General features: G+C 74.9%; 20 protein-coding genes. 11 read left to right on the top strand and 9 right to left on the bottom strand.

All coding sequences use genetic code 11. The features are described 5' to 3' along the window. Positions 1–35: 35 nt before the first annotated feature. Positions 36–2,072, top strand: a complete 2,037-nt coding sequence (locus RMN56_RS06965) for a thioredoxin domain-containing protein (protein WP_313723009.1) — start codon at positions 36–38, stop codon at positions 2,070–2,072. On the opposite strand, the gene RMN56_RS06960 is transcribed toward RMN56_RS06965, so the two are convergent. Then, positions 2,065–2,625: a PadR family transcriptional regulator gene (locus tag RMN56_RS06960; RefSeq protein WP_313723008.1), complete on the bottom strand. Its 561-nt coding sequence runs from the start codon at positions 2,623–2,625 to the stop codon at positions 2,065–2,067. The genes RMN56_RS06965 and RMN56_RS06960 overlap by 8 nt on opposite strands. Positions 2,626–2,727: 102 nt before the next feature. Here RMN56_RS06960 and RMN56_RS06955 point away from each other — a divergent pair, with 102 nt between their 5' ends. Next, the gene (locus RMN56_RS06955; RefSeq protein ID WP_313723007.1) at positions 2,728–3,204 is read left to right on the top strand and encodes a hypothetical protein; all 477 of its coding nucleotides are present in this window, start codon (positions 2,728–2,730) and stop codon (positions 3,202–3,204) included. Positions 3,205–3,248: 44 nt separating this feature from the next. Here RMN56_RS06955 and RMN56_RS06950 read toward each other — a convergent pair whose 3' ends face one another. Then, positions 3,249–3,899, bottom strand: coding sequence for a pyridoxine/pyridoxamine 5'-phosphate oxidase (locus tag RMN56_RS06950; RefSeq protein ID WP_313723006.1), 651 nt, complete (start codon positions 3,897–3,899; stop codon positions 3,249–3,251). Between the two features lie 89 nt (positions 3,900–3,988). On the opposite strand from RMN56_RS06950, the gene RMN56_RS06945 reads away from it, so the two are divergent. Further along, positions 3,989–5,149 (top strand): 5-(carboxyamino)imidazole ribonucleotide synthase, encoded by a 1,161-nt coding sequence (locus RMN56_RS06945; RefSeq protein ID WP_313723005.1) that lies wholly within the window; start codon positions 3,989–3,991, stop codon positions 5,147–5,149. Then, positions 5,146–5,637, top strand: coding sequence for a 5-(carboxyamino)imidazole ribonucleotide mutase (gene purE / locus RMN56_RS06940; RefSeq protein ID WP_313723004.1), 492 nt, complete (start codon positions 5,146–5,148; stop codon positions 5,635–5,637). The genes RMN56_RS06945 and purE overlap by 4 nt, the downstream gene beginning before the upstream one ends. Before the next feature lie 414 nt (positions 5,638–6,051). On the opposite strand, the gene RMN56_RS06935 is transcribed toward purE, so the two are convergent. Together RMN56_RS06935 and RMN56_RS06930 are read right to left on the bottom strand one after the other, a co-directional pair. After that, complete coding sequence (locus RMN56_RS06935; protein WP_313723003.1) at positions 6,052–10,962, bottom strand: SCO7613 C-terminal domain-containing membrane protein; 4,911 nt, start codon at positions 10,960–10,962, stop codon at positions 6,052–6,054. Positions 10,963–11,124: 162 nt separating this feature from the next. Further along, on the bottom strand, positions 11,125–12,552 hold the full coding sequence (locus RMN56_RS06930; protein WP_313723002.1) for a UDP-glucose dehydrogenase family protein: 1,428 nt from the start codon (positions 12,550–12,552) through the stop codon (positions 11,125–11,127). Positions 12,553–12,801: 249 nt separating this feature from the next. Here RMN56_RS06930 and RMN56_RS06925 point away from each other — a divergent pair, with 249 nt between their 5' ends. Continuing rightward, positions 12,802–13,965, top strand: coding sequence for an acyl-CoA dehydrogenase family protein (locus tag RMN56_RS06925; RefSeq protein ID WP_313723001.1), 1,164 nt, complete (start codon positions 12,802–12,804; stop codon positions 13,963–13,965). Between the two features lie 55 nt (positions 13,966–14,020). On the opposite strand, the gene RMN56_RS06920 is transcribed toward RMN56_RS06925, so the two are convergent. After that, positions 14,021–14,677, bottom strand: a complete 657-nt coding sequence (locus tag RMN56_RS06920) for a hypothetical protein (protein WP_313723000.1) — start codon at positions 14,675–14,677, stop codon at positions 14,021–14,023. A gap of 23 nt (positions 14,678–14,700) precedes the next feature. Here RMN56_RS06920 and RMN56_RS06915 point away from each other — a divergent pair, with 23 nt between their 5' ends. After that, positions 14,701–15,216, top strand: a complete 516-nt coding sequence (locus RMN56_RS06915; protein ID WP_313722999.1) for an acyl-CoA thioesterase — start codon at positions 14,701–14,703, stop codon at positions 15,214–15,216. 202 nt (positions 15,217–15,418) lie between these two features. Next, positions 15,419–17,407, top strand: coding sequence for an acetoacetate--CoA ligase (locus RMN56_RS06910; RefSeq protein WP_313722998.1), 1,989 nt, complete (start codon positions 15,419–15,421; stop codon positions 17,405–17,407). Between the two features lie 6 nt (positions 17,408–17,413). Here the strand turns inward: RMN56_RS06910 and RMN56_RS06905 are convergent, their stop codons facing one another. Beyond that, on the bottom strand, positions 17,414–18,103 hold the full coding sequence (locus RMN56_RS06905; protein ID WP_313722997.1) for a TIGR03089 family protein: 690 nt from the start codon (positions 18,101–18,103) through the stop codon (positions 17,414–17,416). A 151-nt stretch (positions 18,104–18,254) separates the two neighbouring features. Here RMN56_RS06905 and RMN56_RS06900 point away from each other — a divergent pair, with 151 nt between their 5' ends. Further along, on the top strand, positions 18,255–19,400 hold the full coding sequence (locus tag RMN56_RS06900; RefSeq protein ID WP_313722996.1) for a glycosyltransferase family 4 protein: 1,146 nt from the start codon (positions 18,255–18,257) through the stop codon (positions 19,398–19,400). Between the two features lie 63 nt (positions 19,401–19,463). Beyond that, a complete protein-coding gene (locus RMN56_RS06895) occupies positions 19,464–20,555 on the top strand; it encodes a mannose-1-phosphate guanylyltransferase (protein ID WP_313722995.1) in 1,092 nt (363 codons plus the stop codon). 12 nt (positions 20,556–20,567) lie between these two features. On the opposite strand, the gene RMN56_RS06890 is transcribed toward RMN56_RS06895, so the two are convergent. Continuing rightward, positions 20,568–21,140: an NUDIX hydrolase gene (locus RMN56_RS06890; protein ID WP_313722994.1), complete on the bottom strand. Its 573-nt coding sequence runs from the start codon at positions 21,138–21,140 to the stop codon at positions 20,568–20,570. A 39-nt stretch (positions 21,141–21,179) separates the two neighbouring features. Here RMN56_RS06890 and RMN56_RS06885 point away from each other — a divergent pair, with 39 nt between their 5' ends. Together RMN56_RS06885 and RMN56_RS06880 are read left to right on the top strand one after the other, a co-directional pair. Beyond that, a complete protein-coding gene (locus RMN56_RS06885) occupies positions 21,180–22,253 on the top strand; it encodes a hypothetical protein (RefSeq protein WP_313722993.1) in 1,074 nt (357 codons plus the stop codon). Positions 22,254–22,503: 250 nt separating this feature from the next. After that, positions 22,504–23,508, top strand: a complete 1,005-nt coding sequence (locus RMN56_RS06880) for an ArsR/SmtB family transcription factor (RefSeq protein ID WP_313722992.1) — start codon at positions 22,504–22,506, stop codon at positions 23,506–23,508. A gap of 17 nt (positions 23,509–23,525) precedes the next feature. Here the strand turns inward: RMN56_RS06880 and RMN56_RS06875 are convergent, their stop codons facing one another. Beyond that, complete coding sequence (locus RMN56_RS06875; protein WP_313722991.1) at positions 23,526–24,611, bottom strand: coenzyme F420-0:L-glutamate ligase; 1,086 nt, start codon at positions 24,609–24,611, stop codon at positions 23,526–23,528. Then, positions 24,608–25,555, bottom strand: a complete 948-nt coding sequence (gene cofD / locus RMN56_RS06870) for a 2-phospho-L-lactate transferase (RefSeq protein ID WP_313722990.1) — start codon at positions 25,553–25,555, stop codon at positions 24,608–24,610. The genes RMN56_RS06875 and cofD overlap by 4 nt, the downstream gene beginning before the upstream one ends. Positions 25,556–25,636: the final 81 nt, after the last annotated feature.

Genomic DNA, 25,636 nt, shown 5'->3' with positions numbered 1-25,636 from the left:
CCGCGCGGTCGCAGTGCGCTCGATATGGTCGTCAGGTGAACCGACTCGCCGACGCCACCTCGCCCTACCTGCTCCAGCACGCCGACAACCCGGTCGACTGGTGGCCCTGGTGCGACGAGGCGTTCGCCGAGGCGAAACGGCGCGACGTGCCGGTGCTCATCTCGGTCGGCTACGCGGCCTGCCACTGGTGCCACGTCATGGCGCACGAGTCGTTCGAGAACGAGGGCGTCGCCCAGCTCATGAACGACGACTTCGTCTGCGTCAAGGTGGACCGGGAGGAGCGGCCCGACGTCGACGCCGTCTACATGACCGCCACCCAGGCCATGACCGGCCAGGGGGGCTGGCCGATGACGGTCTTCGCCACGCCGGACGGCACCCCGTTCTTCTGCGGCACCTACTTCCCGCGGGCGAACTTCGTCCGGCTGCTCGGCTCGGTCGCCACCGCCTGGCGCGACCAGCGGGACGCGGTGCTCCGGCAGGGCGCCGCCGTGGTCGAGGCGATCGGCGGCGCGCAGGCCGTGGGCGGCCTGACCGCGCCGCTCACCGCCGAGCTGCTGGACGCCGCCGCCGACCAGCTCGCCTCCGAGTACGACGAGACGAACGGCGGCTTCGGCGGCGCGCCGAAGTTCCCGCCGCACATGAACCTGCTCTTCCTGCTCCGGCACCACCAGCGCACCGGCTCGCCCCGGAGCCTGGAGATCGTCCGGCACACCTGCGAGGCCATGGCCCGCGGCGGCCTGCACGACCAGCTTGCCGGCGGCTTCGCCCGCTACTCGGTGGACGGGCACTGGACGGTGCCGCACTTCGAGAAGATGCTCTACGACAACGCCCTGCTGCTGCGGGTCTACACCCAGCTCTGGCGGCTCACCGGGGACCGGCTGGCCCGCCGGGTGGCCCGCGACACGGCCCGGTTCCTCGCCGACGAGCTGCACCGGGCCGGCGAGGGTTTCGCCTCGGCGCTGGACGCCGACACCGAGGGCGTCGAGGGCCTCACCTACGTCTGGACCCCGCAGCAGCTGGTCGAGGTGCTGGGGGAGGAGGACGGCCGCTTCGCCGCCGACCTGTTCGAGGTGACCGAGCCGGGCACCTTCGAGCACGGCGCCAGCGTGCTGAGGCTGGCGCGGGACATCGACGACGCCGACCCCGCGGTGCGCCGGCGCTGGCAGGAGGTGGTGGGCCGGCTGCTCGCCGCCCGGGACACCCGGCCCCAGCCGGCCCGCGACGACAAGGTGGTGGCCGCCTGGAACGGGCTGGCGATCACGGCGATCGCCGAGTTCCAGCAGGTCGCAGCGCTCTACGCGGCACCGGAGGACGAGGATGCCAACCTCATGGAGGGCGTCACCATCGTGGCCGACGGCGCGATGCGGGACGCCGCCGAGCACCTGGCGGCCGTGCACGTCGTGGACGGCCGGCTGCGCCGGGTCTCCCGCGACAAGGTCGTCGGCGAGCCGGCCGGCGTGCTGGAGGACTACGGCTGCGTGGCCGAGGCGTTCTGCGCCATGCACCAGCTGACCGGCGAGGGGCGCTGGCTCGTCCTGGCCGGGCAGTTGCTCGACGTGGCGCTGGCCCGGTTCGCCGCGCCGGACGGCGGCTTCTACGACACCGCCGACGACGCCGAGCGCCTGGTCACCCGGCCGGCCGACCCGACCGACAACGCCACCCCGGCCGGCCGCTCGGCGATCGTCGCGGCGCTGGTCGCGTACGCGGCGTTGACGGGGGAGACCCGGTACGGGGAGGCGGCGGACGCCGCCCTGTCGACGGTCGCGCCGATCGTCGCCCGGCACGCCCGGTTCACCGGCTACGCGGCCATGGTCGGCGAGGCGCTGCTCTCCGGGCCGTACGAGATCGCGGTGGTGACCGACGACCCGGTGGGCGACCCGCTGCTGGCCGCCGCGCTCCGGCACGCCCCGCCCGGGGCCGTGGTGGTGGCGGGCCGCACCGACCAGCCCGGCGTGCCGCTGCTGGCCGACCGGCCCGCGCTGGGCGGGCGGCCCACCGCGTACGTGTGCCGGGGGTTTGTCTGCGACCGGCCGGTGACCACGGCCGAGGATCTCGTCGCCCAGCTCACGTGACCGGCTCCTCGCCCCCGGCGGCCGGCCGCAGCGGCTGGGGCAGCGCGTCGAACCACTCCAGCACCGCCCGCTCGTACGCCAGCCCGAAGCGCAGCGTGGCCACCGCGTACGGTTCGATCTCGTCCGCCTCCGGAGGGAGCGCCGCCGCGGCCGCCTGGTAGTCGGCGAGCCGCGCGGCGTGGGCGGCCCGGTGCGCGCCGAGGTAGCCGGCGAGCCGCTCCGGCGGGAGGTGCCGACCGAAGAGCACCGTGAGCAGCAGCGGGAACCGGATCGTCTCGTCGGCCGGGGGTCGGGCCGTCCACTCGGTGAAGGCCCGGCGCCCCGCCTCGGTGATCTCGTAGGGCTGCCGGTCGCGTCGGCCCCGCTCACCGGCCCGGACCAGCCCGGCGGCCGCCATCGCGGTCAGCTCCCGGTAGACCTGGCTCTGGGTCAGCGACCAGAACGCCCCGATCCGCTGCTGGGCGACGGTGACCAGGTCCCAGCCGGTCATCGGGCCGTCGTGCAGGAAGCCGAGCAGCGAGGCGGCGGTGGCGTTCAACGGCCGGTCCGGCATCGGTCGGTTCTCCTTTGCGAATCTCCTTGACATCCCATTGTGTCAGGTCTGATGCTGGACCCTATCGACCTCCCACATTGGGATGTCGCGGGAGGGGGACCCGTGCACACCGTTCTCGTCGTGCTCCACGCCGCCAGTGGCATCACCGGGCTGCTGCTGGCGCTGCCCGTGCTGCTCGCGCCGAAGCGTCGTGGCCGGCACACCCTGCTCGGCCGCGTCTACGCGGGGGCCGCCCTCGGCCTCAGCCTCAGCGCCTTCGGGCTCTTCGCCTACGACCCGGGCCGCCTGTGGGGGCTGGCCGTGCTCGGCGCGCTCACCCTCGGCTGGCTGGTCGGCGGCCTCTGGATCGCCCGGCGCCGGCCGCGCGGCCTCGGTGCCCGGGGCTGGCGGATCTGGCACCTCAACCTGATGGGCAGCACGGTGATCGCCTTCGTCACCGGGTTCGCCGTGCAGATGACCGGCGGGCACCTGGTCGCCTGGCTCGCCCCGACCGTGATCGGTTCGCTGCTGATCGCCCGGACGACCGCCCGCGAGATCGCCCGCGCCCCGCGCCGGATCGCCCTCTCGACTGCGACCTGACCCGCTGCTCCCGGCTGCCGAGGCAGGCGCCGCTCCGCTGACGGTCACGGCCAGAGCAGTTCCCGGCTCCACCCGTCGGCGGCCCGCCGGTACCGCAGCCGGACATGCCGGCGCTCCCGGTCGGCCTGCCAGAACTCGACGCTCGCCGGGGTCACCGAGTAGACCGTGTGGCCCTCGGCGACCAGCCCGGGATCGGCGGCCAGCCGGGCGCGTACCTCGGCCAGCTCCCGATCCAGCTCGGCGGGGTCGGCGAGAACGGCGCTCTGCCGGCCGGCCAGGGTCGCGATCCGGGAGCCCTCCGGCCGGGCCAGGAAGTCACGGCGGGAGACGGCGGGGTCGGCGGGCCGGGCGGTGCCGCGTACCCGGACCTGCCGGCCCTGCTCCCGCCAGTGGAAGCCGAGCGCGACGCGGGGATTGCCGGCGATCTGCCTGCCCTTGGCGCTGGTGGAGGTGGTGGCGAAGTGCCAGCCGGCGGCGTCCAGGTCCTTCAGGATCAGCACCCGCGTGTCGGGCGCGCCGTCGGCGTCGACCGTCGCGACCGTCATGGCGTGCGGCTCGTCCACGCCGGCGGCGACCGCTTCCGCGAGCCATTCGGCGAAGAGGGCGGTGGGCTCCGCCGGCGCGCCGGTCGGGTCGAAGGACGGCATGTCGTGGGCCAGCACCGGCAGGGCGCGGAGCAGATCGCGGGTCGTCATGACGGTGATCCTGTCAACCGGGCCCCGGTCCGCCCAGGTCCGGCCCTCGGGACCGGCGCCCGTCGCCGCCCCGATAGGCTGGCGGCGCTATGGATTCCCGTACCGGACTGCCTGTCGTCGGCATGGTGGGCGGTGGCCAACTGGCCCGCATGACCCACCAGGCCGCCATCGCCCTCGGCCAGTCGCTGCGCGTGCTCGCGCTCGCCCCGGACGACGGCGCCGCCCTGGTCGCCGCCGACGTCCAGTACGGCGACCACACCGACCTCGCCGCCCTGCGCACCTTCGCCAAGGCGTGCGACGTGGTCACCTTCGACCACGAGCACGTGCCCAACGCGCACATCCGCACCCTGACCGAGGAGGGCGTGAAGCTCTTCCCGCCGGCCGAGGCGCTGCTGCACGCGCAGGACAAGCGGGTGATGCGCGAGCGGCTCGGTGAGCTGGGCGCCCCGAACCCCGTCTGGCGCCCCGTCGAGACCCCGGCCGACCTGCTCGCGTTCGGCGCGGAGATCGGCTGGCCGGTGGTGCTGAAGGCGGCCCGCGGCGGCTACGACGGCCGGGGCGTCTGGATGGTGGACGACGCCACCCAGGCCGCCGAACTGGCCACCACCCTGCTGGCCGGGGGCACTCCGCTGATCGTCGAGGAGCGGGTGGCGCTGCGCCGGGAGCTGGCCGTGCAGGTGGCCCGCTCGCCGTTCGGGCAGGTCGCCGCCTATCCCGTGGTGGAGACGGTGCAGCGGGACGGCATCTGCGTCGAGGTGCTCGCCCCGGCGCCCGACCTGCCGGAGGAGCGGGCCGTCGCCGCACAGCAGCTCGCCATCGACCTGGCCACCGCGCTCGGCGTGGTCGGCCTGCTCGCCGTGGAGCTGTTCGAGACGCCCACCGGGCTGGTGGTGAACGAGCTGGCCATGCGGCCGCACAACTCCGGGCACTGGACCATCGAGGGGGCCCGGACCTCCCAGTTCGAGCAGCACCTGCGGGCCGTGCTCGACTACCCGATGGGGGACACCTCGCTCACCGCGCCGGTCGTGGTGATGGCGAACGTGCTCGGCGGCGAGCCGGGCGGCATCTCCATCGACGAGCGGCTGCACCACCTCTTCGCCGCCGAACCCGGGGCCAAGGTCCACCTGTACGGCAAGCAGGTGCGCCCGGGCCGCAAGATCGGGCACGTCACCGTGCTCGGCACCGACCTGGACGACGTACGGGCCCGGGCCGCGCGAGCCGCCCGCTGGCTGCGGGAGGGGCGCGAATGAGCACCGTCGGGCTGATCATGGGCAGTGACTCGGACTGGCCGACCATGAGGGCCGCCGCCGAGGCGCTGGACGAGTTCGGCGTGCCCTACGAGGTCAGCGTGGTGTCGGCGCACCGCACCCCGGTCAAGATGATCGAGTACGGTCGGTCCGCCGCGGACCGGGGCGTCAAGGTGATCATCGCCGGGGCGGGTGGCGCGGCGCACCTGCCCGGCATGGTCGCCTCGGTCACCCCGCTGCCGGTGATCGGCGTGCCGGTGCCGCTGAAGTACCTCGACGGCATGGACTCGCTGCTCTCCATCGTGCAGATGCCCGCCGGGGTGCCGGTGGCCACGGTGTCGATCGGCAACGCCCGCAACGCCGGGCTGCTCGCCGTGCGCATCCTGGGCGCGTCCGACCCCGCGCTGCGGGACCGGATGGCCGCCTACCAGGCGAGCCTGGAAGAGCTGGTCGCCGAGAAGGAGAAGGCCCTCCGCGCCTCGCTCACCTGAGCCTCCTCGCCACCCCCCGTCCGAGGGACGCCGATGGTTGGTGGCTACGTAGCGTTACGGCAGGCCTGTGGTTGCCCCGCGTGACGTTCTTTCCTCGAACCGATCCGGCGGTTCGCCGCCTTTGCTTTGCAGCCATGGACGCACCGGCACCCTGACCTGGAGGAAGTGAGGGGCGGGCGGCGAGCGCCGACCCGGACGCCGTAACAACCCGTCACCGCTGCGCCGATGGCTGCAGAGCAAAAGCGCTGCCGACCCTGCCGCCGCCCGGTCGGCGTATCACTGAACGTGACTGATTCTTGGCTGGTGGTGGGCGGCAGGCGGCGGGCTGGCGCCAGCGGTCGGCTGGTCCGACAGGGGAGGCCGCCGGCGCGGCGTAACCCCGGCGCGCTGGAACCCGGCCTCGATGGAGAGCCGTTACCTCATCCCGCGGAGGGCGGTCTGGAGGCGCTCCTGGGCGCGGCGGCGCCGCTCGTTGCTCGCGCCGAGCACCAGCAGGACGAAGCCGACCGGGATCAGCACGAGCCACGGGCCGAGGCTGACCAGCGCGTGCACCGCGGCGATCGCGGTGACCGTGGCACCCACGATCACCGGCGCCTGCTGCTGGCTCGTCGAACCGAAGATCAGCACCGCGACGGCACCGAGCAGCAGCAGCACCTGGCGCAGCATGCTGGACTCGGTGGCCAGCACGATGGCCAGCGTCGGCAGGAACGCGGCGACCAGCGCCGGCCCGTACGCCACCCAGCTCGACAGGTCGGGCCGGTGCCGCAGTTGCAGCACCCCGACCAGCAGGGCGAGCAGCGCGAACGGCAGGGTGTAGGCCTCGGGCAGCGCCACGTCGGCCGTCCGCATGAGGATCCACCAGGCGCTGATCTCGCAGATCACCACACCCCAGATGAGCACGTTCCGTTCCGCCGGCCGCCGGCCCGGGCGGCTGGCCGCCATCCCGAGTACGGCGCCCCAGGCGGCCAGCAGCGCGGCGATGTGCCGGGGCGAGTCGTAGGCCAGGGCCAGCGCGATGAGCGCGGCGGCGTGGCCGCTCCACTCCACGGTGGCCGCCTCCCGGTACGCCTCGGGCCGGCGCAGCCGGGGCAGGGCGGCGGCGAAGACCTGGAGCGCCGCCCCGACGGCCAGCACCCCGAACGCGGACCAGACCGCGGCGAGCCCGGCCACTAGGCCGAGCGTGAGCACGAAGAGCTGGGCCATCAGCGAGGCGAACAGCCAGCCGAGGATGCGGGCCCGCTGGGTGGTGCCGAAGAGGGCGGCGACCGTGCCCACGCCGACCGCGCCGCCCAGCGTGAACAGGGTCAGCTCCCGGGTGGCGAGGCTTCCGGAGAGCCCGGCGTTCCCGGCGGCCAGGCCGATGGCGAACACCAGCACCCGGGCGACCCGGATCGAGCGGGCCGGTTCGGCGAGCGCGGGCGGCGGGGTGAGCGCCAGCCCCAGCATCGAGACGGTGAAGACGGCCAGCCCGGCCATCGCGGTCACCGGCCAGCCGCGGCCGAGCGCCACCGGGGTGATCAGCAACGTGAGCGCCGCCCCGGGCAGGATCACCGGCACGGCCCGGGACCGCCGGCCGCCGCTGAACCCGACAGCGGCCAGCGCCGCCGTCGCGGTGAGCAGGAGCGCGGTGAGCACGTGCGTCGGGTCCACCGCCTCGGGTGGCGGGGTGAGCAGCCCCGGCGGGGGGCCCTGCCAGACCCGGGACACCACCTGGAGCGGCTCGACCAGCGCCACCACCAGCGCCGGCGCCAGCGTGGCCAGGGCCAGGGCGGTGGGCAGCGCGGCCGCGGCGAGCGCACCGGCCGCCGGGCTCACCCGCCAGCGCCGCTCGGTCGGGTCATCGGGCGCGGGGCGCAACGCACCGGTCAGCAGCACCGACCAGCGGCGGATCGGCTGCGCCGAACCGACCGGTGGCACGGTGGCGGCCCGGATCAGCTCGGCGAGCACGCCGAGCAGCGCCGCGGCGGCGGCGTACACCCCGGCGTTTAGGTGGGTGATCACGGCGGCGGCCGCGCTGACCGTCGCGCCGCCCACCACGGCCACGCTGGCGTACGGCAGGTACTGCGGGACCTGCCGGCGGACCGCCGCCACCGCGGCCAGGCCGATGCTGGACGCGGCCAGCGCGGCGGTGAGCACCACCTGCGGGGGGCGCTCGTACTCGGCGGCCAGGGCGGCCACCGCCCCGGGCAGCGCGAGCAGGGCGGCGCCGGCCGCCGCGCCGCCCACCTGCACGAGGTGTGGCGGCATCCCCTCGGTGCGGACGTCCTCCACGAGCGCCGGCGCGAGGGACCGGGCCAGGGCGGCCACCGTCACCCCGATCAGCGCGATGCTGCCGAGTGCCAGCGCGGTGGTCCACGGGCGCACCAGCCCGGCGCCGGCGGCGTGCAGGGCGACGACCCCGGCCACCGTGGCGCGGGACAGCGCCGCGCGCGGATCGGCCGCGGCCACCGCCGCCATCCCGAACACCGTGGCGACCATGGCGCCCACCAGCACCGGCGACCACCAGGGCAGGTCGAACGCGGCCGGCGCGCCGATGGTGGCCAGCACGGCGGCCGCGCCGGAGACGTCGTACCGCCAGGGCGCCGGCAGCAGGATGCCGGCGGCCACGGCCAGCAGCGCCAGCGCGACCGGCGCCTGCCAGGTGGACCCGCCGGTCGGTGCGGCCGGCCAGCCGCTCAGGTCACCCGCCCAGATCGGGCCCGGCGTGGCCAGCACGCCGACCCCGCCGCGCAGCGCGCTCCACGCCGCGATGAGGCCGATCAGCGCCCCGCCGGCCGCGATGCCGAGGACCGGGCCGCGCCGCCACTCCTCCGGCATCGCCCGTGCGGCGACGGCGACCACCGTGACCAGTGCGGCGGCCACCACGAGCTGGCCGCCGGGGGCCAGCACGGCCGCGATCCGGACCAGGGTGGCGATGAGCGCCACCGTGGTGGCGGCGAGGGCCAGGTCGGACCCGTCGAGGGACAGGTCGGCGCGACGGCCGGCGTCGATCCGGGGGGCCAGCGCCAGCAACGCGGCGGCGACCAGCAGCAGCCCACCCAACCAGGCGTCGGCGGTGGTGGCGCCGGGCGCGCCGAACGCGGCCGCCGCGACGGCCACCGCGCCCAGCACGGTGCCGAGCGCGTGCGGCATGGTGAGGTGCCGCTGGGCGACCTGGACGAGGGCGGCGTAGCCGAGCGTGACGCACACGCCGAGGAAGCTCGCCGCGAGGATCGGGACGGTGACCTCGCGCAGGTTCGCCGTGGTGGGGGCCGGCACGGTGGGCACCGTGGCGGCGACGAACGCGGCCACCGCGCCGGGCAGCGCGAACGCGGCCCCGCCGGCCGCCCAGGCGCAGACGGTGTCCGCCGCGGCGGCGGCGATCCGGACCCGGGGCGCCAGCGAGACCAGCGCGCCGGCCAGGAACAGCAGGGTCAGCGCGGCGGCGCTCAGCGCGGGCCGGGCGAGCGCGGCCCCGGCCCCGATCAGCCCCAGCCCGGCGGCGGTCACCGAGTGGGCCATCGCGGCGCGCTCGGTGCCCGCGGTGAGCCCGAGCACGCCGATGGCCACCGCGGTCAGCAGCATGGGCCAGCAGGCGGTGGCCCAGCCGAGCCCGAGCGAGGCCGGCACGGCGAGCGCGGTCAGCCCGGCGCCGACCACCGCGAACTCGCGCCGGATCTCCGCCGGCAGGGCCACCACCGCGGCGACGGTGAGCAGCAGGGCGCTGGCGGCGAGCTGCCAGCCGGTGGGGCCGACCGCCGCGGCCAGCTCGGCGTGCCAGTCGCTCAGGTCCGCCGACCAGGCGGGCAGCGCGGCGCGGACCGGCGCCAGCCCGGCGCGCAGCGCGCCGCCGGCCACGACCAGGCCGCTGACCGTGAGCGCCACCGCCGAGGCGAGCTGCGGACCCCGCCGGGCCGCCTCCGGTACGCCCCGGACGGCGAACCCGGTGAGCGCGATGACCGCGGCGATGAGCAGCAGCGACCGGCCGGGGAAGGCGACCGAAGCGACCCGGCCCAGCGCGCCGATCACCGCGAGGGTGACGATGCCGGCGCCCACGTCCGGCAGCGGCGGCCGGCGCAGCACCAGCGTCCCGGCGAGCCCGACCAGCGCGGCGAGCAGCAGGACGGCCCCCGCCCCGGCGGCGGTCGGCACGGTGGTGGCGCGCAGCAGGGCGGTGACCGCGTACGCCAGGGCGACGGCGACCGCCGCCCCGTGCAGCAGCCAGGTCAGCTCGCGCAGCCAGGGCACCGGCCGGGCCGGCGGGACCCGTTCCGCGCCGGCGGGCGGCTCCGCGCCGAGCACCTCGCCGGACTCCTCCGGGTCCGACTCGGGCCGGCTGTCGGCGGCGCGCTGCCGGGGCGGGGCGGCCTCCGGCGGCGGGCTCGGCAGGTCACGCCGGACGGGACGTTCGACCACCACCGCCGAGCGGGCCAGCGCGAGGTCGGCCACCGCCACCACGGTGAGCACCAGCGCCCAGCCGGCCGGCCCGGTGATCCGCTCGTACGCCAGCAGCGGCAGCACCGGCTGGGCGGCCAGCACGGTGGCGAAGCGGGGAGCCCGCAGCCCGGTCCAGTACGCGTACCCGAACGAGACCACGGTGGTGACCAGGAAGATCGACCCGGAGAAGGCGGGGCCGGAGGTGCCGCCGCCGACCCGGTCGACGGCCCAGAGCGCGTACCCGGCCAGCGGCAGCAGCAGCAGGCCCACCGCGGCGATCGTCTCGGCGGTCGAGGTGAGCCCGCGCCGGGCCACCACCGGCGGGGCGAGCAGCATCAGCACCGTGGCGACCAGCAGCACGCCGAGCCGGGCCAGCGCGTCCATCGAGCTGGTGGCCACGGCGGCGAAGACCACCGCCGCGATGCCGAGCAGCAGCGCGCCGAGCCCGAGGGGGATGTTCTGCACCTCCCGGGAGGACGCCTCGGGCGGGTGCTCCGGGTTGTCCGCGTCGAGCCACTGTGGGCGGCCGCGCGGCGGCGACGGGGGGAGGTCGTCCGGGCCGGTCGGCGGGGTGCCCTGGCGGGGTACCCGCGGCGGGGCGCCGGTGGTGGCGGTCGGCGGGCGGCGGCCGGGCCGGCGGCGCAGCACGCGGCGCGGCCGGGTGGCCTGCTTGATCCGCTCCTCGCCGGCGTGCGCCAGGATGTCCCGCTGGAAGAGGGCGGCCTGCATCTTGGCGGCGATCTGCCGTTGCTCGCGGGCGATCTCGGCGTCGCGGGCCTTCATCTCGGCGATCGAGCGCTCGATCTCGGCCAGGTGCTCGGCCCACTGTGGCTGGTCGGCGCCGCAGTGCGGGCAGGCGACGGCGGGCTTGATCTCCCGCCCGCACGAGGCGCACCTGAAGGTCTGCACGACACTCTCCCGTCCGGTCGGCCCCCGCGCGGTGAACCTCCCAGTCGCAGCATGCCTTGAGCGGGCCCGGATTTCGACCGTTGCCGGCGCGTTCCGGACAACAAAAAGAGCCGGCCGGCCGGGGAACAGGTCCCCGGCCGGCCGGCCGACGCTTGCAGGGTGTCAGGGGCGGCCCATGCCGCGGTACTCCCAGCCGGCCTGCGTCCACAGTGTGGAGTCCAGGCAGTTGCGGCCGTCGACCACCTTGCGGCCGTTGGCCAGCTCGCCCAGGGCGACCGGGTCGGCGTTGCGGAACTCGGCCCACTCGGTGAGGACGCAGACCAGGTCGGCGCCCTGGACGGCGTCGTTCATGGTCGCCTCGTACGTCAGCTCGGGCACGGCCCGGCGGGCGTTCTCCACGCCCTGCGGGTCGAACACGTGCACGTCGGCGCCGGCCTTGCCGAGCAGCGCGGCGACGGCGAGGGCCGGGGCGTCCCGGACGTCGTCGGTGTTCGGCTTGAAGGTGGCGCCGAGCACGGCGATCCGGGTGCCGGAGAGGTCCGGGCCGGCCGGGCCGGAGCGGCGGCCGAGCAGGTCGGCGGCGAGCTGGATCACCCGGGTCCGCCGGCGCAGGTTGATCAGGTCCACCTCGTGCAGGAAGCGGAGTGCCTCGCCGGCGCCGAGCTCCTGGGCGCGGGCCTGGAAGGCCCGGATGTCCTTGGGCAGGCAGGCGCCGCCGAAGCCGAGGCCGGCCTGGAGGAAGCGGTTGCCGATCCGGGGGTCGTAGCCGATCGAGCGGGCGAGCTGGGTGACGTCGCCGCCGGCGGCCTCGCAGACCTCGGCCATCGCGTTGATGAAGGAGATCTTGGTGGCCAGGAAGGCGTTCGCGGCGACCTTGACCAGCTCCGCCGTGGCGAAGTCGGTGACCACCAGCGGCACCTCGCGGTCCTCGGTGGCGGCCAGGTCGAAGACGCCCTTGTGGGCGGCGTAGAGCATGCCGTTGGCCCACTCGCTCTTGACCCCGACGACGATCCGGTTGGGCCGCAGCACGTCGTCGACGGCGAAGCCCTCCTGGAGGAACTCGGGGCTCCAGGCCACCTCGACGCCCAGGTCGACCGGGGTGTGCTTGCCGACGAGCTGCTCCACCCACTCGGCGGTGCCCACCGGCACGGTGGACTTGCCGACGATCAGCGCCTTGCGGGTCAGGTGCTGGGCGAGGCTGGTGACCGACGCCTCGACGTACGACAGGTCGGCGCCCATCCCGTCGGCCCGCTGCGGGGTGCCGACGCAGATGAAGTGCACGTCGCCGAAGTCGGCGGTCTCCTGGATGTCGGTGCTGAAGCGGAGCCGGCCGGCGGCCAGGTTGCGCCGGAGCAGCTCGTCCAGGCCGGGCTCGTGGATCGGCACCTCGCCGGCGTTCAGCTTCGCGATCTTGTCCGCGTCGACGTCGAAGCCGAGGACCTCGTAGCCGAGCTCGGCGTAGCAGATGGCGTACGTCGCGCCGAGGTAGCCGGTGCCCAGGAAGGTCACCCGGGGTCGGGCCGCGCCGGAGGGCGGCGTCACCGCGGCGATGGCGGGCATCGGCTGGGTGTTCGGGTACGGGATCGTCACGCCTGTTTTCTCCGCTCGCACTGGCGGCGCTTCCTCGCGTCGCGTTCGGCTGGGGCGCCAGGGCCGGCACCGAGGGAACTCTCTCGTCATGTGTGAGGGTAGTTGTGGCCTGTCGCCGTCGCTCGTGCGCGAGCCTACCCGCCGGTAAGGTCCGGCTGAACCCTGGTGGCTATCCTTCAGTCTGCGGCAGTCGGCAGCCTTCCGGGCGCCACAGACTGCGCATGATAGCGGTGAAAGGGGAGGGCCGACATGCCCGCAGAGCAGTCGTTCGACGTCTACCGGTTGCCGGAGGAGCACGAGGCGATCCGGGAGGCGGTCCGGGAGGTCTGTGCGGCGAAGGTCGCTCCGCACGCCGCCGAGGCGGATGAGACGGGTGAGTTCCCGAAGGCGTCCTACGACGCGCTGCGGGCCGCCGACTTCCACGCCCCGCACATCCCGGTCGAGTACGGCGGCGCCGGCGCGGACGCCCTGGCCACGGCCATCGTGATCGAGGAGGTGGCCCGCGCCTGCGCCTCGTCCTCGCTGATCCCGGCGGTGAACAAGCTGGGCACCATGCCGCTGATCCTGGCCGGCTCCGAGGAGCTGAAGCGGAAGTACCTGACCCCGGTGGCGGCCGGCGACGCGATGTTCTCCTACTGCCTCTCCGAGCCGGAGGCGGGCAGCGACGCCGCCTCGATGACCACCAAGGCGGTCCGGGACGGCGACCACTGGGTGCTCAACGGCGTGAAGCGGTGGATCACCAACGCGGGCGTCTCGGAGTACTACACGGTCTTCGCTGTGACGGATCCCACAGCCCGCTCGAGGGGTATCTCGGCCTTCGTGGTGGAGAAGGCCGACGCCGGGGTGAGCTTCGGCGCGCCGGAGAAGAAGCTCGGCATCAAGGGCTCGCCGACCCGCGAGGTCTACTTCGACAACGTCCGGATCCCGGCCGACCGCATGATCGGCGCCGAGGGCACCGGTTTCGCCACCGCGATGCGGACCCTGGACCACACCCGGGTCACCATCGCCGCCCAGGCGGTCGGCATCGCGCAGGGCGCGCTGGACTACGCCAAGGGCTACATCCAGGAGCGCAAGCAGTTCGGCAAGCCGGTCGCCGACTTCCAGGGCATCCAGTTCATGGTCGCCGACATGGGCATGAAGCTGGAGGCGGCCCGGCAGCTCACCTACACGGCCGCCGGCAAGTCGGAGCGGGGCGACGCCGACCTGACCTACTTCGGCGCGGCGGCCAAGTGCTTCGCCTCGGACGCCGCCATGGAGATCACCACCGACGCGGTGCAGCTGCTCGGCGGCTACGGCTACACCCGGGACTACCCGGTCGAGCGGATGATGCGGGACGCCAAGATCACCCAGATCTACGAGGGCACCAACCAGGTGCAGCGCATCGTCATGGCGCGCCAGCTGCTCAAGGGCTGACCCGTACGGGCGACGATCGGGCGGGCGGGCCGGATGACCGGCCCGCCCGCGGTCGTCAACGGATCTCGGTGCTGCCCTCCGGTCGGGTGGTCGCGCGCGGGGGCGCGGACCACGGCGACTCGCCGCCGGTGCGGCGGGGCAGGGGTTCGGTGGGGGTGTCGGGATAGGCCAGCGTGAGCGGGGCCGTGTCGCCGTCCTTCGTCGGGTCCTTCTTCGGGTCCGCCGGAGGCCAGTCGCCGAGCGAGGGGTTGTGCTCGGCCGGGGTCAGCTCCGCCTCGGCCGGCTCGGCCGGCCGCTGTCGCCACCGGTGGCCGCTGAACACGGCCATCAGCAGCAGCACGCCGATGAGGAACAGCGTGCCGTTCTCCAGCGGCTGGCGCAGCGGCAGCGGGTCCCCGAGCATCTTCCAGTCCTCGGGGATCCGGTCCCGGACGTTGAACGGCGCCGCGAACAGCCCGAGGTACGGGACCACGAGCAGCAGCCCGGCCACGGCCGGGCCGAGCGGCGAGAAGCGCAGCGTGCCGAGCAGGCCGAGCAGGATGCCGGCGACGCCCAGGTACACGGCCGGCTCGATCAGGTTGGGCGTGCTGTACGTACCGATCTCCACCCAGCGGTGCACGGTGCGCCCAGATCCGTCCTGACCGAGCGTGACGAGCACCCAGGTGACGGGCGCCACCACCAACCCGGCGAGGAAGCTCCAGAGATGTCGCATCCGCGCACCGTACCGTTTCCGGCATGACAGATCACCCCGCCGCCCCTCCGGGCAAGCCGACTTCGTACTCGCGCGTCACGCTGAGTCGCATCATGACCGCTGTCGATGTCAATCTGTACGGGACCGTTCACGGTGGGGTACTGATGAAGTTCGTCGACGACGTGGCCGGCGCGGCGGCCGCCCGGCACAGCGGCGGCACCGCGGTGACCGCCTCGATCGACGAGATCGTCTTCTCCGAGCCGGTCCGGGTCGGTGACCTGGTGCACGCGCACGCCCAGGTGAACTGGACCGGCAACACCTCGATGGAGGTGGGGGTGAGGGTGGTCGCCGAGCGCTGGGACTCGGCCGAGGACGAGCCGGTCCGGGTCGCCACGGCGTACCTGGTCTTCGTGGGGGTGGACGTGGGCGGCGCGCCGCGGCCGGTCCGGCCGGTGCTGCCGGAGACGCCGGAGGACGAGCGGCGCTACCGGGAGGCGGAGATCCGCCGGGCCCACCGGCTGGCCCGCCGCCGGGCGATCCAGGCCCACCGGGCCGGCTGAGGTTAGGAGGGGCCCCCTGTACAACGCCAGGCGTTAACAAGGGGCCCTTCCTTGCCGGACCCACATTGGTGGTGGGTTGGGGGTGTGGGTTGGGCACGCCCCGTCACCGGCACCCGGTACGGAGAATGGCCTGGCGAGGTAGGGCAAGATGGCGCCACGGCCCATGCACAGTGTCGTGACGGGCCTCAGGGAGGGTGGAACAGTGGGTGACGTGCTGTGGACGCCGCCGGCCGACGTGCGTGAGCGGTCCCGGATCGGCGACTACCTGCGCTGGCTGGCCGAGCACCGGGGGCTGGAGTTCGCCGACTACGACGCGCTGTGGCAGTGGTCGGTGACCGACCTGGACGCCTTCTGGCAGTCGATCTGGGACTACTTCGAGGTGGTCGCGCACACCCCGCCGACCGCCACGCTCACCGACCGGACCATGCCGGGCACCCGGTGGTTCCCCGGCGCCACCCTCAACTACGCCGAGAACGTGCTGCGGATGCCCGGCCGGGCCGACGACGACCCGGTGGTGATCGCGCACGGGCAGACCCGCGCCCCGGAGACGCTGACCGCCGCGCAACTGCGCGACCAGGTCCGCCGGGTGGCGGCCGGCCTGCGCCGGCTCGGCGTGGGGCAGGGCGACCGGGTGGCGGCGTACGCGCCGAACATCCCGGAGACCTACGTCCTGCTGCTCGCCACCGCCAGCCTCGGCGCGATCTTCTCCTCCTGCGCGCCCGAGTTCGGCACCCGCAGCGTCACCGACCGCTGGCAGCAGATCGAGCCCACGGTGCTCGTGGCGGTCGACGGCTACCGCTACGGCGACAAGCCGGTCGACCGGCGCGCCGAGGTGGCCGCGATCCGGGCCGCCCTGCCGTCCCTGCGGCACACCGTCGGCATCGCCTACCTCGACCCGGCCGGCGCGCCCCCGGAGGGCGCGCTCTCCTGGGCGGAGCTGGCGGCGGAGACCGACGAGCCGCTGGCCTTCACGCCGGTGCCCGTCGACCACCCGCTCTACGTGCTCTACTCCTCCGGCACCACCGGCCTGCCCAAGCCGATCGTGCACGGTCACGGCGGCATCCTGCTGGAGCACCTGAAGATGCTGGCCCTGCACCACGACCTGGGCGCGGCCGACCGGTTCTTCTGGTTCACCACCACCGGTTGGATGATGTGGAACTTCCTGGTCTCCGGGCCGGCGGTGGGCGCGACCATCGTGCTGTTCGACGGCAACCCGGGCCACCCGGACCTCGGCGCGCTCTGGCGGCTGGCGGCGGAGACCGGCACCACCTACTTCGGCACCTCGGCGCCGTTCCTGCTGGCCTGCCGCAAGGCCGGGCTGGTCCCGAAGGAGATCGCCGACCTGTCCGCGCTGCGCGGGGTCGGCTCGACCGGCGCCCCGCTGCCCGCTGAGGGCTTCACCTGGGTCTACGAGACCGTGGGCGACCGCCTCCAGCTCCAGTCGCTCTCCGGTGGCACCGACGTCTGCACCGGCTTCGTCGGCGGCGTGCCGCTGCTGCCCGTGCACGCCGGCGAGATCACCTGCCGGGCGCTCGGCGCCAAGGTGGAGGCCCGCTCGGCCGACGGCACACCGGTGATCGGCCAGCTCGGCGAGCTGGTGATCACCGAGCCGATGCCGAGCATGCCGGTGGGTTTCTGGAACGACACCGACGGCTCCCGCTACCGGGAGGCCTACTTCGAGGTCTACCCGGGCGTCTGGCGGCACGGCGACTGGATCACCGTCAACGAGCGCGGCGGCTGCGTGATCACCGGCCGCTCCGACGCCACCCTCAACCGGGGCGGCGTCCGGCTCGGCACGGCCGAGTTCTACTCCGTGGTCGAGGGCCTCGACGAGGTGGTCGACTCGGTCGTGGTGCACCTGGAGGACGACGAGGGCGGCGCCGGCGAGCTGCTGCTCTTCGTGGTGCTCGCCGAGGGCCTGGAGCTGGACGACGCGCTGCGGAAGAAGATCTGCCGGGAGCTGCGGACCGCGCTGTCGCCGCGGCACGTCCCCGACGAGATCCACCAGGTGCGGGCGGTGCCGCGCACCCTGTCGGCGAAGAAGCTGGAGGTGCCGGTCAAAAAGATCCTCACCGGCACCCCGGTGGACCACGCCGCGGCCAGGGGCGCCCTGGCCAACCCGGAGTCGCTGACCGCGTTCGCCGCCTTCGCCCAGCGCCGCGCCGAGTCGGACCACCCGGCCCCGGCCTGACCCCGGTCAGGTCAGGACCCGGGTGACCTTCTCCGTCGCGGTGCGCGGGTCCAAACGGGCCGGGTCCAGGTTGGCGCAGGCCACCAGGCTGGCGCCGGCGGTGAGCGGCGCCAGCAGCCAGTCGACCGGGTCGGGGTGCCGGGTCACGTCGACCAGGAGCCGGTCGCCGGGGGTGAGGCAGAGCTCCGTGGCCCGGACGTCCGCGCGGGCCAGCAGCGCCGCGTCCCCCTCGCCACCGCCCGGGTACGGGGTGAAGTGGTCGCCGTGCCCGCGTACCGCCGAGACGAAGTCGGCGAAGCCGGCCGGCACCTCCCGCATCGGCAGCGCGAACGGGTCCAGGGCCAGCGCGTAGCGCTCCCCGGCCGACCAGTCGCCCGCCTCGTCGATCCGGCCGGCGGCGGCGAAGAGCACGTCCACGTCACCCGGCGTGTCGGCCACGGTCAGCTTCGCCGACCAGCAGCCGAGCAGCACGGCGGCGGTCTGCCAGTGCGGTGGCAGCAGCACCGCGGCCGTGTCGCCGGGGGCGAGGGCGTTCTCGTCGACGAGCAGGTTGGCCGTCTTGGCCACCCAGTTCGCCAGCGTCGCGCCGGAGAGTTCGGTGCGCTCGCCGGTGGCGTCGTCGTACCAGGTCAGCAGCGGTCGGGCGGGGTCGGTCGCGATCGCGTCGGCGAACACCCGGGCAATGTTGTCGGCCATCGGCGCGAACGATACGCGCCCGGTACGCGTACTCGATGACAACGACAAGTCGGCGTACCGTCGGGTCGCAGTCAGCGTCGGGCACCCGGCCCGGCGTAGGCTTGCCGACAGTGTTGTTCCCCACAGACGCGCCAGCCTGAGGAGTCGCCCCGTGACCGCCGGTCGCCCGCCCCGCGTGCTCATCGACGCCACGAGTGTCCCCGCCGATCGCGGCGGCGTCGGTAGATACGTCGACGGCCTGCTCGGTGCCCTCGGCCGGGTCTGCGGCTCCGGCGTCGACCTGGTCGTGGTGAGCCTCCGCACCGACCTGGAGCGCTACACCCGCATGCTGCCCGGCGCCGAGGTGATCCCCGCCCCGGCGGCCGTCGCCCACCGCCCGGCCCGGCTCGCCTGGGAGCAGACCGGCCTGCCGCTGCTGGCCCAGCAGGTCGGCGCGGAGGTGCTGCACTCGCCCTTCTACACGTGCCCGCTGCGGGCCGGCTGCCCGGTCACGGTCACCGTGCACGACGCGACCTTCTTCACCGAGCCGGAGCACTACGACAAGTCGCGCCGCACCTTCTTCCGCAGCGCGATCAAGACCTCGCTGCGCCGCGCCGACCGGGTGATCGTGCCGAGCAAGGCCACCCGCGACGAGCTGATCCGCCTGCTGGACGCCGACCCGACCCGGATCGACGTGGCCTACCACGGTGTCGACCAGGCCGCCTTCCACGCGCCGAGCGAGGAGGAGAAGGCCCGGGTGCGGGCCCGCCTCGGGTTGGGCAGCAGCAGCTACGTGGCGTTCCTCGGGGCCAAGGAGCCGCGCAAGAACGTGCCCAACCTGATCCGCGGCTGGGCCCGCGCGGTGGGCGACCGGGCGGACCCGCCCGCGCTGGTCATCGCGGGCGGCCAGGGGCACGACGACGACATCGACCGGGCGGTGGCCGAGGTGCCGTCGCACCTGCGGCTGCTGCGCCCGGGTTACCTGCGCTACGCGGACCTGCCCGGCTTCCTCGGTGGGGCGCTGGTCGCCGCCTACCCGTCCTACGGGGAGGGCTTCGGCCTGCCCATCCTGGAGGCGATGGCGTGCGCCGCGCCGGTGCTCACCACGCCGCGGCTCTCCCTGCCCGAGGTGGGCGGCGACGCCGTGGCGTACACCAGCGAGGACCCGGATCAGATCGCCACCGACCTGACCGCCCTGCTCGACGACGAGCAGCGCCGGCTGTCCCTGGCCAAGGCCGGTTTCGACCGGGCCAAGGAGTTCACCTGGGAGTCCAGCGCCGAGGTGCACATCGCCGCGTGGAGCCGGGCGCGTTCCTGAGTGTCACCTGCGGGTACGCCCGACCGGGGGCCCGTAGCACGGCGGTTCGGGCATGATGTGCTGATGTTCTACGCCGTCATCCCGGCGGGTGGCAGCGGCACGAGGTTGTGGCCGCTGTCCCGTGCCGGCCACCCCAAGTTCCTCCACCCGCTGACCGGCACCCCGGCCTCGCTGCTCCAGGCGACGGTCGACCGGCTGTCGCCGCTGACCACGCCGGACCGCACGCTGGTGGTCACGGGGGCCGCGCACGTCGCGGCGGTGGCGCGGCAACTGGCCGGCGTGCCGGAGGAGAACATCCTGGTCGAGCCGTCGCCGCGGGATTCCTGCGCCGCGATCGCGCTGGCCGCCGCGGTGATCGCCGAGCGTGACCCGGAGGCGGTGATGGGCTCCTTCGCCGCCGACCACCTCATCGGTGACCCGGCGCGCTGGGCCGAGGTGGTCCGGCAGGCGATCCGCGGCGCCGAGCAGGGTTCGCTGATGACGGTGGGCATCACCCCGACCCGGCCCGAGACGGGCTACGGCTACCTGGAGACCGGCGAGCCGGTGGGCGACGGCACCCTGCGCCCGGTCATCGAGTTCAAGGAGAAGCCGGCCGCCGACGTGGCCGAGGGCTACGTGCGTTCCGGCCGGCACCTCTGGAACGCCAGCATGTTCGTCTGGCGGGTGGACGTCTTCCTGGCCGAGCTGGCCCGGCAGCAGCCGGCCCTGCACGCGGGGATCACCGCGATCGCGGCGGCGTGGGGCACCCCGGAGCAGGACGACGTCCTCGGCACGGTCTGGCCGACGCTGCCGAAAATCTCGGTCGACTACGCGGTGATGGAGGGCGCGGCGACCGCCGGCCGGGTGGCGACCGTCCCGGGCGACTTCGGCTGGAACGACGTCGGCGACTTCCACACCCTCGGCGAGGTGCTCCCCGCGGACGCCGCCGGCAACGTGGTCCTGGGCGCCGACGCGAAGCCCGGCGTGCTGCTGCGGGACACCAGCGGCCTCGTGGTGGTGCCGCAGTCCGGCCGGCTGGTGGCCGCGATCGGCGTCCACGACCTGATCGTGGTGGACACCCCGGACGCCCTGCTGGTCTGCCCGCGCGACCGGGCGCAGGACGTGAAGAGGGTGGTCGACGAGCTCAAGGAGCGCGGCGAGGAGGGGCTGGTCTGACCGGGCGCCGGGTCAGCCGGCGGCCCTCCGGGCCAGCGCGGCCAACCCCGGCTTCACCAGCTGGACGGTCCCGTCGGCCAGCGGCCCGGGCAGCCGGTCCGGCGGGAACCAGCCCAGCGCCTCGGACTCGGCGCTGACCCGCTCGGTCGCCCCGGCGGGGGCCAGCACGGCGAACCGGACGTCGTAGTGCAGCGAGCCGCCCTGGCAGGCCACGGGGTGGACGTCCACGTCGATCGGTTCCGGATCGATCACCAGGCCGGCGATACCGGACTCCTCGGTGGCCTCGCGCAGCGCGGCCGCCGCCAGGGTCCGGTCGCCGGGCTCGCAGTGCCCGCCGAGCTGCACCCACTTGCGGAACCTGCCGTGCAGGCAGAGCAGCACCCGGGCGCCCGTCGCGTCCAGCACCAGCGCGCTCGCGGTGAGGTGCCCGGGCCGGTGCGTCCGGCTCATCGCCACCGGTCCGGCCGCCAGCAGCGCCAGCGTCCGGTCCCGGTTCGCGGCGGCCGCCGGGCTGGTCGCCGTCCAGCGGCTCAGCACCGCCGTGGCGTCGGCATGCAGGTCGGCGTACGTCTCGGTGTCCGGCACCCCGCCACTGTACGGGCGCGCCCTCCGTACCCTGGCCCGGTGACCCTCCGACTCGTCGAGTTCGTCGTGGCCGGCAACGAGGCCAGCGACCTGCTGCCCGTGCGCTCCCCGGCGCTGCTGCGCGCCCACGGCGCCCGCCGAGGATTCTGGACCGTCCTCGACGAGGGCCCGGTGGACCAGTGCCTGGCGCTGCTGCTGGAGCGCGCCGACGGCGAGTGGGTGGCGCACCACGTGGCCGCCGACGCCGGCCGGGAGAACGGCCGCACCGAGGACGGTGAGGCGCTCGCCCACCACGACGGCTGGGTGTACGTCTTCGGCTCGCACTTCGGCTCGAAGGCCGGCCCGCTGCGCCCCCGGCGGGCGTTCGTGGCCCGGTTCCGCGAGGACGACGCGGCCGGCGGGACGCTGCCGCTGCACGTGGTGCGCAACCGGTTCCGGCTGCACCGGGCGATCAACGACGCCCTCGCCGCCGCGCCGCTGACTCCGCTGCCGGCGGGGGAGCGGGTCCGGCAGCGGTTCATCGTGGAGACGCGGGACCGCGGCACGGCCCGGGCCAAGAGCTGGGTGAGCCGGCTGGCCGAGGACGACCTGCCCGTCAACGTCGAGGCGGCGGCCTTCACCCCGGCCGGGACGGTGCTGCTCGGGCTGCGCTTCCCGGTGACCGCCGAGGGCGAGCCCATCCTGGTCGAGCTGGCCGGTGTGGCCGACATGTTCGGCGAGGGCTCCGGGTCGCGGCGGGACGCCGGGGCGGAGTCGTCGCCGGGCTGGCCGCGCGCCGTCGGGGCGTACGCCCTGACCGGGGTGACCCCGGCGGGCGCCCTGACCGGCTTCCGGGCCGTGGCGCCGACGCCCGACGGCGGATACGCGGCGGTGATCGGCTCGATCGACGCGGTCGGCAAGGGCTCGGTGCTGCTGGACGACCACCCGCACGGCGGCCCGGTGACCTCGCGGCACGTCCGGTTCCGGCACGACGTGGGCCCGGACGCCCGGGTGGCGGGGAAGCTGGTGGCCGAGCTGGCGCCGTTCCACCACGTGGAGGGGCTGGCCGAGCTGGACGGGCGCTGCTACTACGTCACCGACGAGGATCACCGGGTGGCGCTCTGGCTCGGCTGAGCGGTCGCCGGACGACACCCCTACGGAGAAAGCCGCAGACCCTCGTGGTGCCGTCCGGCCGACCGGCGCGCCCGCTGGTCGACAGCCGGTTCGGTGACACCGATCCCGGCGCGGCGGGCAAGGGGAAGTCTGCCGAACCCGGCGGGGCACCGTCGAGGTTTTTCATCCCACGCTTAAAGATGAAGATAAGTACCGGCAGGTACAGTGCTCAACGTGGCGGGCACTCCCTCTGTCCGCCCGGGAGAGCTCCATGCTGAAGGTCATTTTCTCCCGCGAGGACATCCTGCGGACCAGGGTGGCCCCTGTCGCGGACCCGGTCTGGGAACTGGTCCTCAGCCTGCACCTGCTTCAGGGTCGCGGGCGTGACCCGCTGCTGACCGCGTGGCGACGCACCGTGGCCCGCGGGCTGCGGACGGACACCACCGCCGAGGGCTACCGCCTGCTGCTCGCGCTCAACCCGCCCCGCGGCTACTTCCCCGACTTCCTCACCCCCTACGCCAGCAAGGACGGTCTGGACGCCGGGCTGGAGGCGGTTCGCGGCACCCCGGTCGACCTGCTCCGCCGCGACCTCACCCGGCTCGCCGAGGAGAACGCACTGCCGGCGTCGGCGAGCGCCCTGGCCCGCGGCGAGCCCGAGGTGCTCAGCCACCTGACCGACTCGATGGTCCGGTACCAGTCGCTCGCGGTCACCCCATACTGGTCGCGGATCCAGGCCGCCGTGGAGGCGGACCGCGCGCGCCGCGCCCGGGCCATGCTCGACGGCGGCGCCGAGGGGCTGCTGGCCAGCCTGCGGCCGAGCATGCGCTGGGCCGACGGGGTGTTGGAGGTCCTCGACTATCCGGACAGCCGGGAGCTGCACCTCGACGGCCGGGGCTTGCTGCTCGTCCCCTCGTTCTTCTGCGCCCGCACCCCGGTCGCGCTCCTCGACCCGAGCCTGCCGCCGGTGCTGGTCTATCCCGTCGACCGGCTCGGCGGCCTCATGCCCGAGGCGGGCGGCGGCGCCGGCCGGGACGCCGACGCCGCGCAGCGGGAGGCGCTGGCCGCCCTGCTCGGCCGGACCCGGGCGGCCGTGCTGGAAGCCGCCGACGAGGGTTGCACCACCGGCGAGGTCGCCCGCCGGCTGCGCATCTCCGCGGCCGCGGCCAGCCAGCACACCAGCGTGCTGCGCAACGCCGGCCTGCTGGTCAGCCACCGCGACCGCAACACCGTGCTGCACACCCTGACCCCGCTGGGCCGGGCCGTCCTCGACGCCTGAGGTCGCCGGGCGCGAGGTCAGACGGCGAGGGCCGCGCTGGCGGTGCTTCCCGGCGGCGGGGGGAGCAGCGCCGACGGGACGGCCTCGGCGGCCAGCGCGGTACGCAGGCGCTGCAGGTCGGCGCCGAAACGGACCAGGTCCGCCGCGTCGACCGGGGCCGGTGGCGCGCCGAGGACCAGGCCGGTGGCCTCCGCCGGCCAGCCGGGCACGGTGGCGACCAGTCCGGCGCGTACCTCGTCGTCGGTGACGTGGGTGAAGACGGTGCCGGGCGCGACCACGCCGGCGACGGCGGCGATCGCCCGGTCCACGGCGGCCGGGTCGGCCGGGGTCGGGCCGGGGCCGTCGGCCAGGGTGGCGGCCTCCCGCAGGCCGGCGGCGCGCGCCTCGGCGGTGCCGAGGGAGAACAGGTCCAGCGACGCGTCCCGGACCAGGGCGGCGGCGCCCTCGTCGTCGTCCCGGGTCTCGCCCAGGTAGCCACGGATCACCGCGACCGGCACCTGGTCGCACTTGCCCTTGATCAGCTCACCGGCCGCGGCCAGCTCGTCGACCACGGCCATCTGGGTGAGCTGGAGTTCGTTGCCGTAGGGGTCGATCTCGCCCCGGTGGTCGCGGATCGCCGGCATGCCCGCCACCCCGAGCGCCACGTCGGTGAGCCCGTTGCGCCACGGCCGGCCCATGGTGTCGCTCACGATGACCGCGACGTCGAGGTCGTACCGCTCGCGCAGGGTGGCGCGCAGCGCGCGGGCGGAGGCGTCCGGGTCCTTGGGCAGCAGCACCAGCCGGGTCTTGTCCACGTTGGACGCGTCGATGCCGGCGGAGGCCATCACGAACCCGTGGTGCGTCTGCACGATCCGGGTGGTGCCGCGGGTGGCCACCACGCGGGCGGTCTCCCCGGCCAGCACCTCGTCCCGGGCGGCCAGCCGCTCGGGCCCGTCGGCCGGCACGTCGACCAGCCGGCCCTCCGCCTTCGACACGACCTTGCTGGTCACCACCAGCACGTCGCCGTCGCGCAGCCAGGGCGCCGCGGTGGCGATCAGCGCCGCCAGGTCGTCGCCCTCGGTCACGTCGCCGATGCCGGGCACCGGCAGGATCTCCAGCCTCACATCAGCTCCAACGCGGCTCGGACCATCGCCGCCGTCGCCGCCTCGTCGGTCATCCGCAGCGGCGCGGCGCGCACGGTCACCTCCGGCACCGCGGTGCCCTCGTCCTCCGTCGCGACCAGCCAGCCGTCGAGCAGGCCGCCGGCCGCGCGGCCACCGTAGAGGCCGCCCACCCCGGCCGCGCTGCACTCGACGCCGAGCACGGACAGGCAGCGGTCGGCCATGCCGCGGACCGGTGCGCCGCCGATGATCGGGGACACCCCGACGACCGGGGCGGGCCCGTCGGCGATCGCGTCGCGCAGCCCCGGCACGGCCAGGATCGGCGCGATGCTCACCACCGGGTTGCTGGGCGCGACGAGCACCACGTCGGCGGCCCGGATCGCCTCCAGCACGCCGGGCGCCGGCTTCGCGGTCTCCGCGCCGACGAAGACGAACCGGTGCGTCGGCACGTCCGCCCGGTGGCGGACCCACCACTCCTGGAAGTGGATCGCCCGCTGGCCGCCGTCCAGGTCGACCACGACATGGGTCTCCAGCCGGTCGTCGGTGGCCGGCAGCAGGCGTACGCCGGGCTGCCAGCGCGCGGACAGCGCCTCGGTGACCTGGGACAGCGGGTAGCCGGCGTTGAGCATGGTGGTGCGCACCAGGTGGGTGGCGAGATCCTTGTCGCCCAGCCCGAACCAGGCCGGCTCGGCGCCGTACGCGGCCAGCTCGGACTTGACCGTCCAGGTCTCGCCCACGCGGCCCCAGCCCCGTTCCGGGTCGGCGCCCCCGCCCAGCGTGTACATGACGCTGTCCAGGTCGGGGCAGACCTTCAGCCCGTGCAGCAGCAGATCGTCGCCGACGTTGACCACGGCGGTCACCTCGGCCCCCACCTCCCGGGCGTACGCCCGGACGCCGAGCAGGAACCGGGCGCCCCCGATGCCGCCGGTCAAAACCACGATGCGCATGACGTCCATCCTTGCGCACGCGCCGCCGTCGATCGCCCGGTGGCCGGAGCGACTAGGCTCACGTCGGCAACTGTCCGTTTT

The sequence above is a fragment of the Micromonospora halotolerans genome (genome assembly GCF_032108445.1).
GTDB classification, from domain to species: Bacteria; Actinomycetota; Actinomycetes; order Mycobacteriales; family Micromonosporaceae; genus Micromonospora; species Micromonospora halotolerans.
Note: the sequence above shows the minus strand (reverse complement) of the source record. Positions and strands in the feature narration are given on the sequence as shown.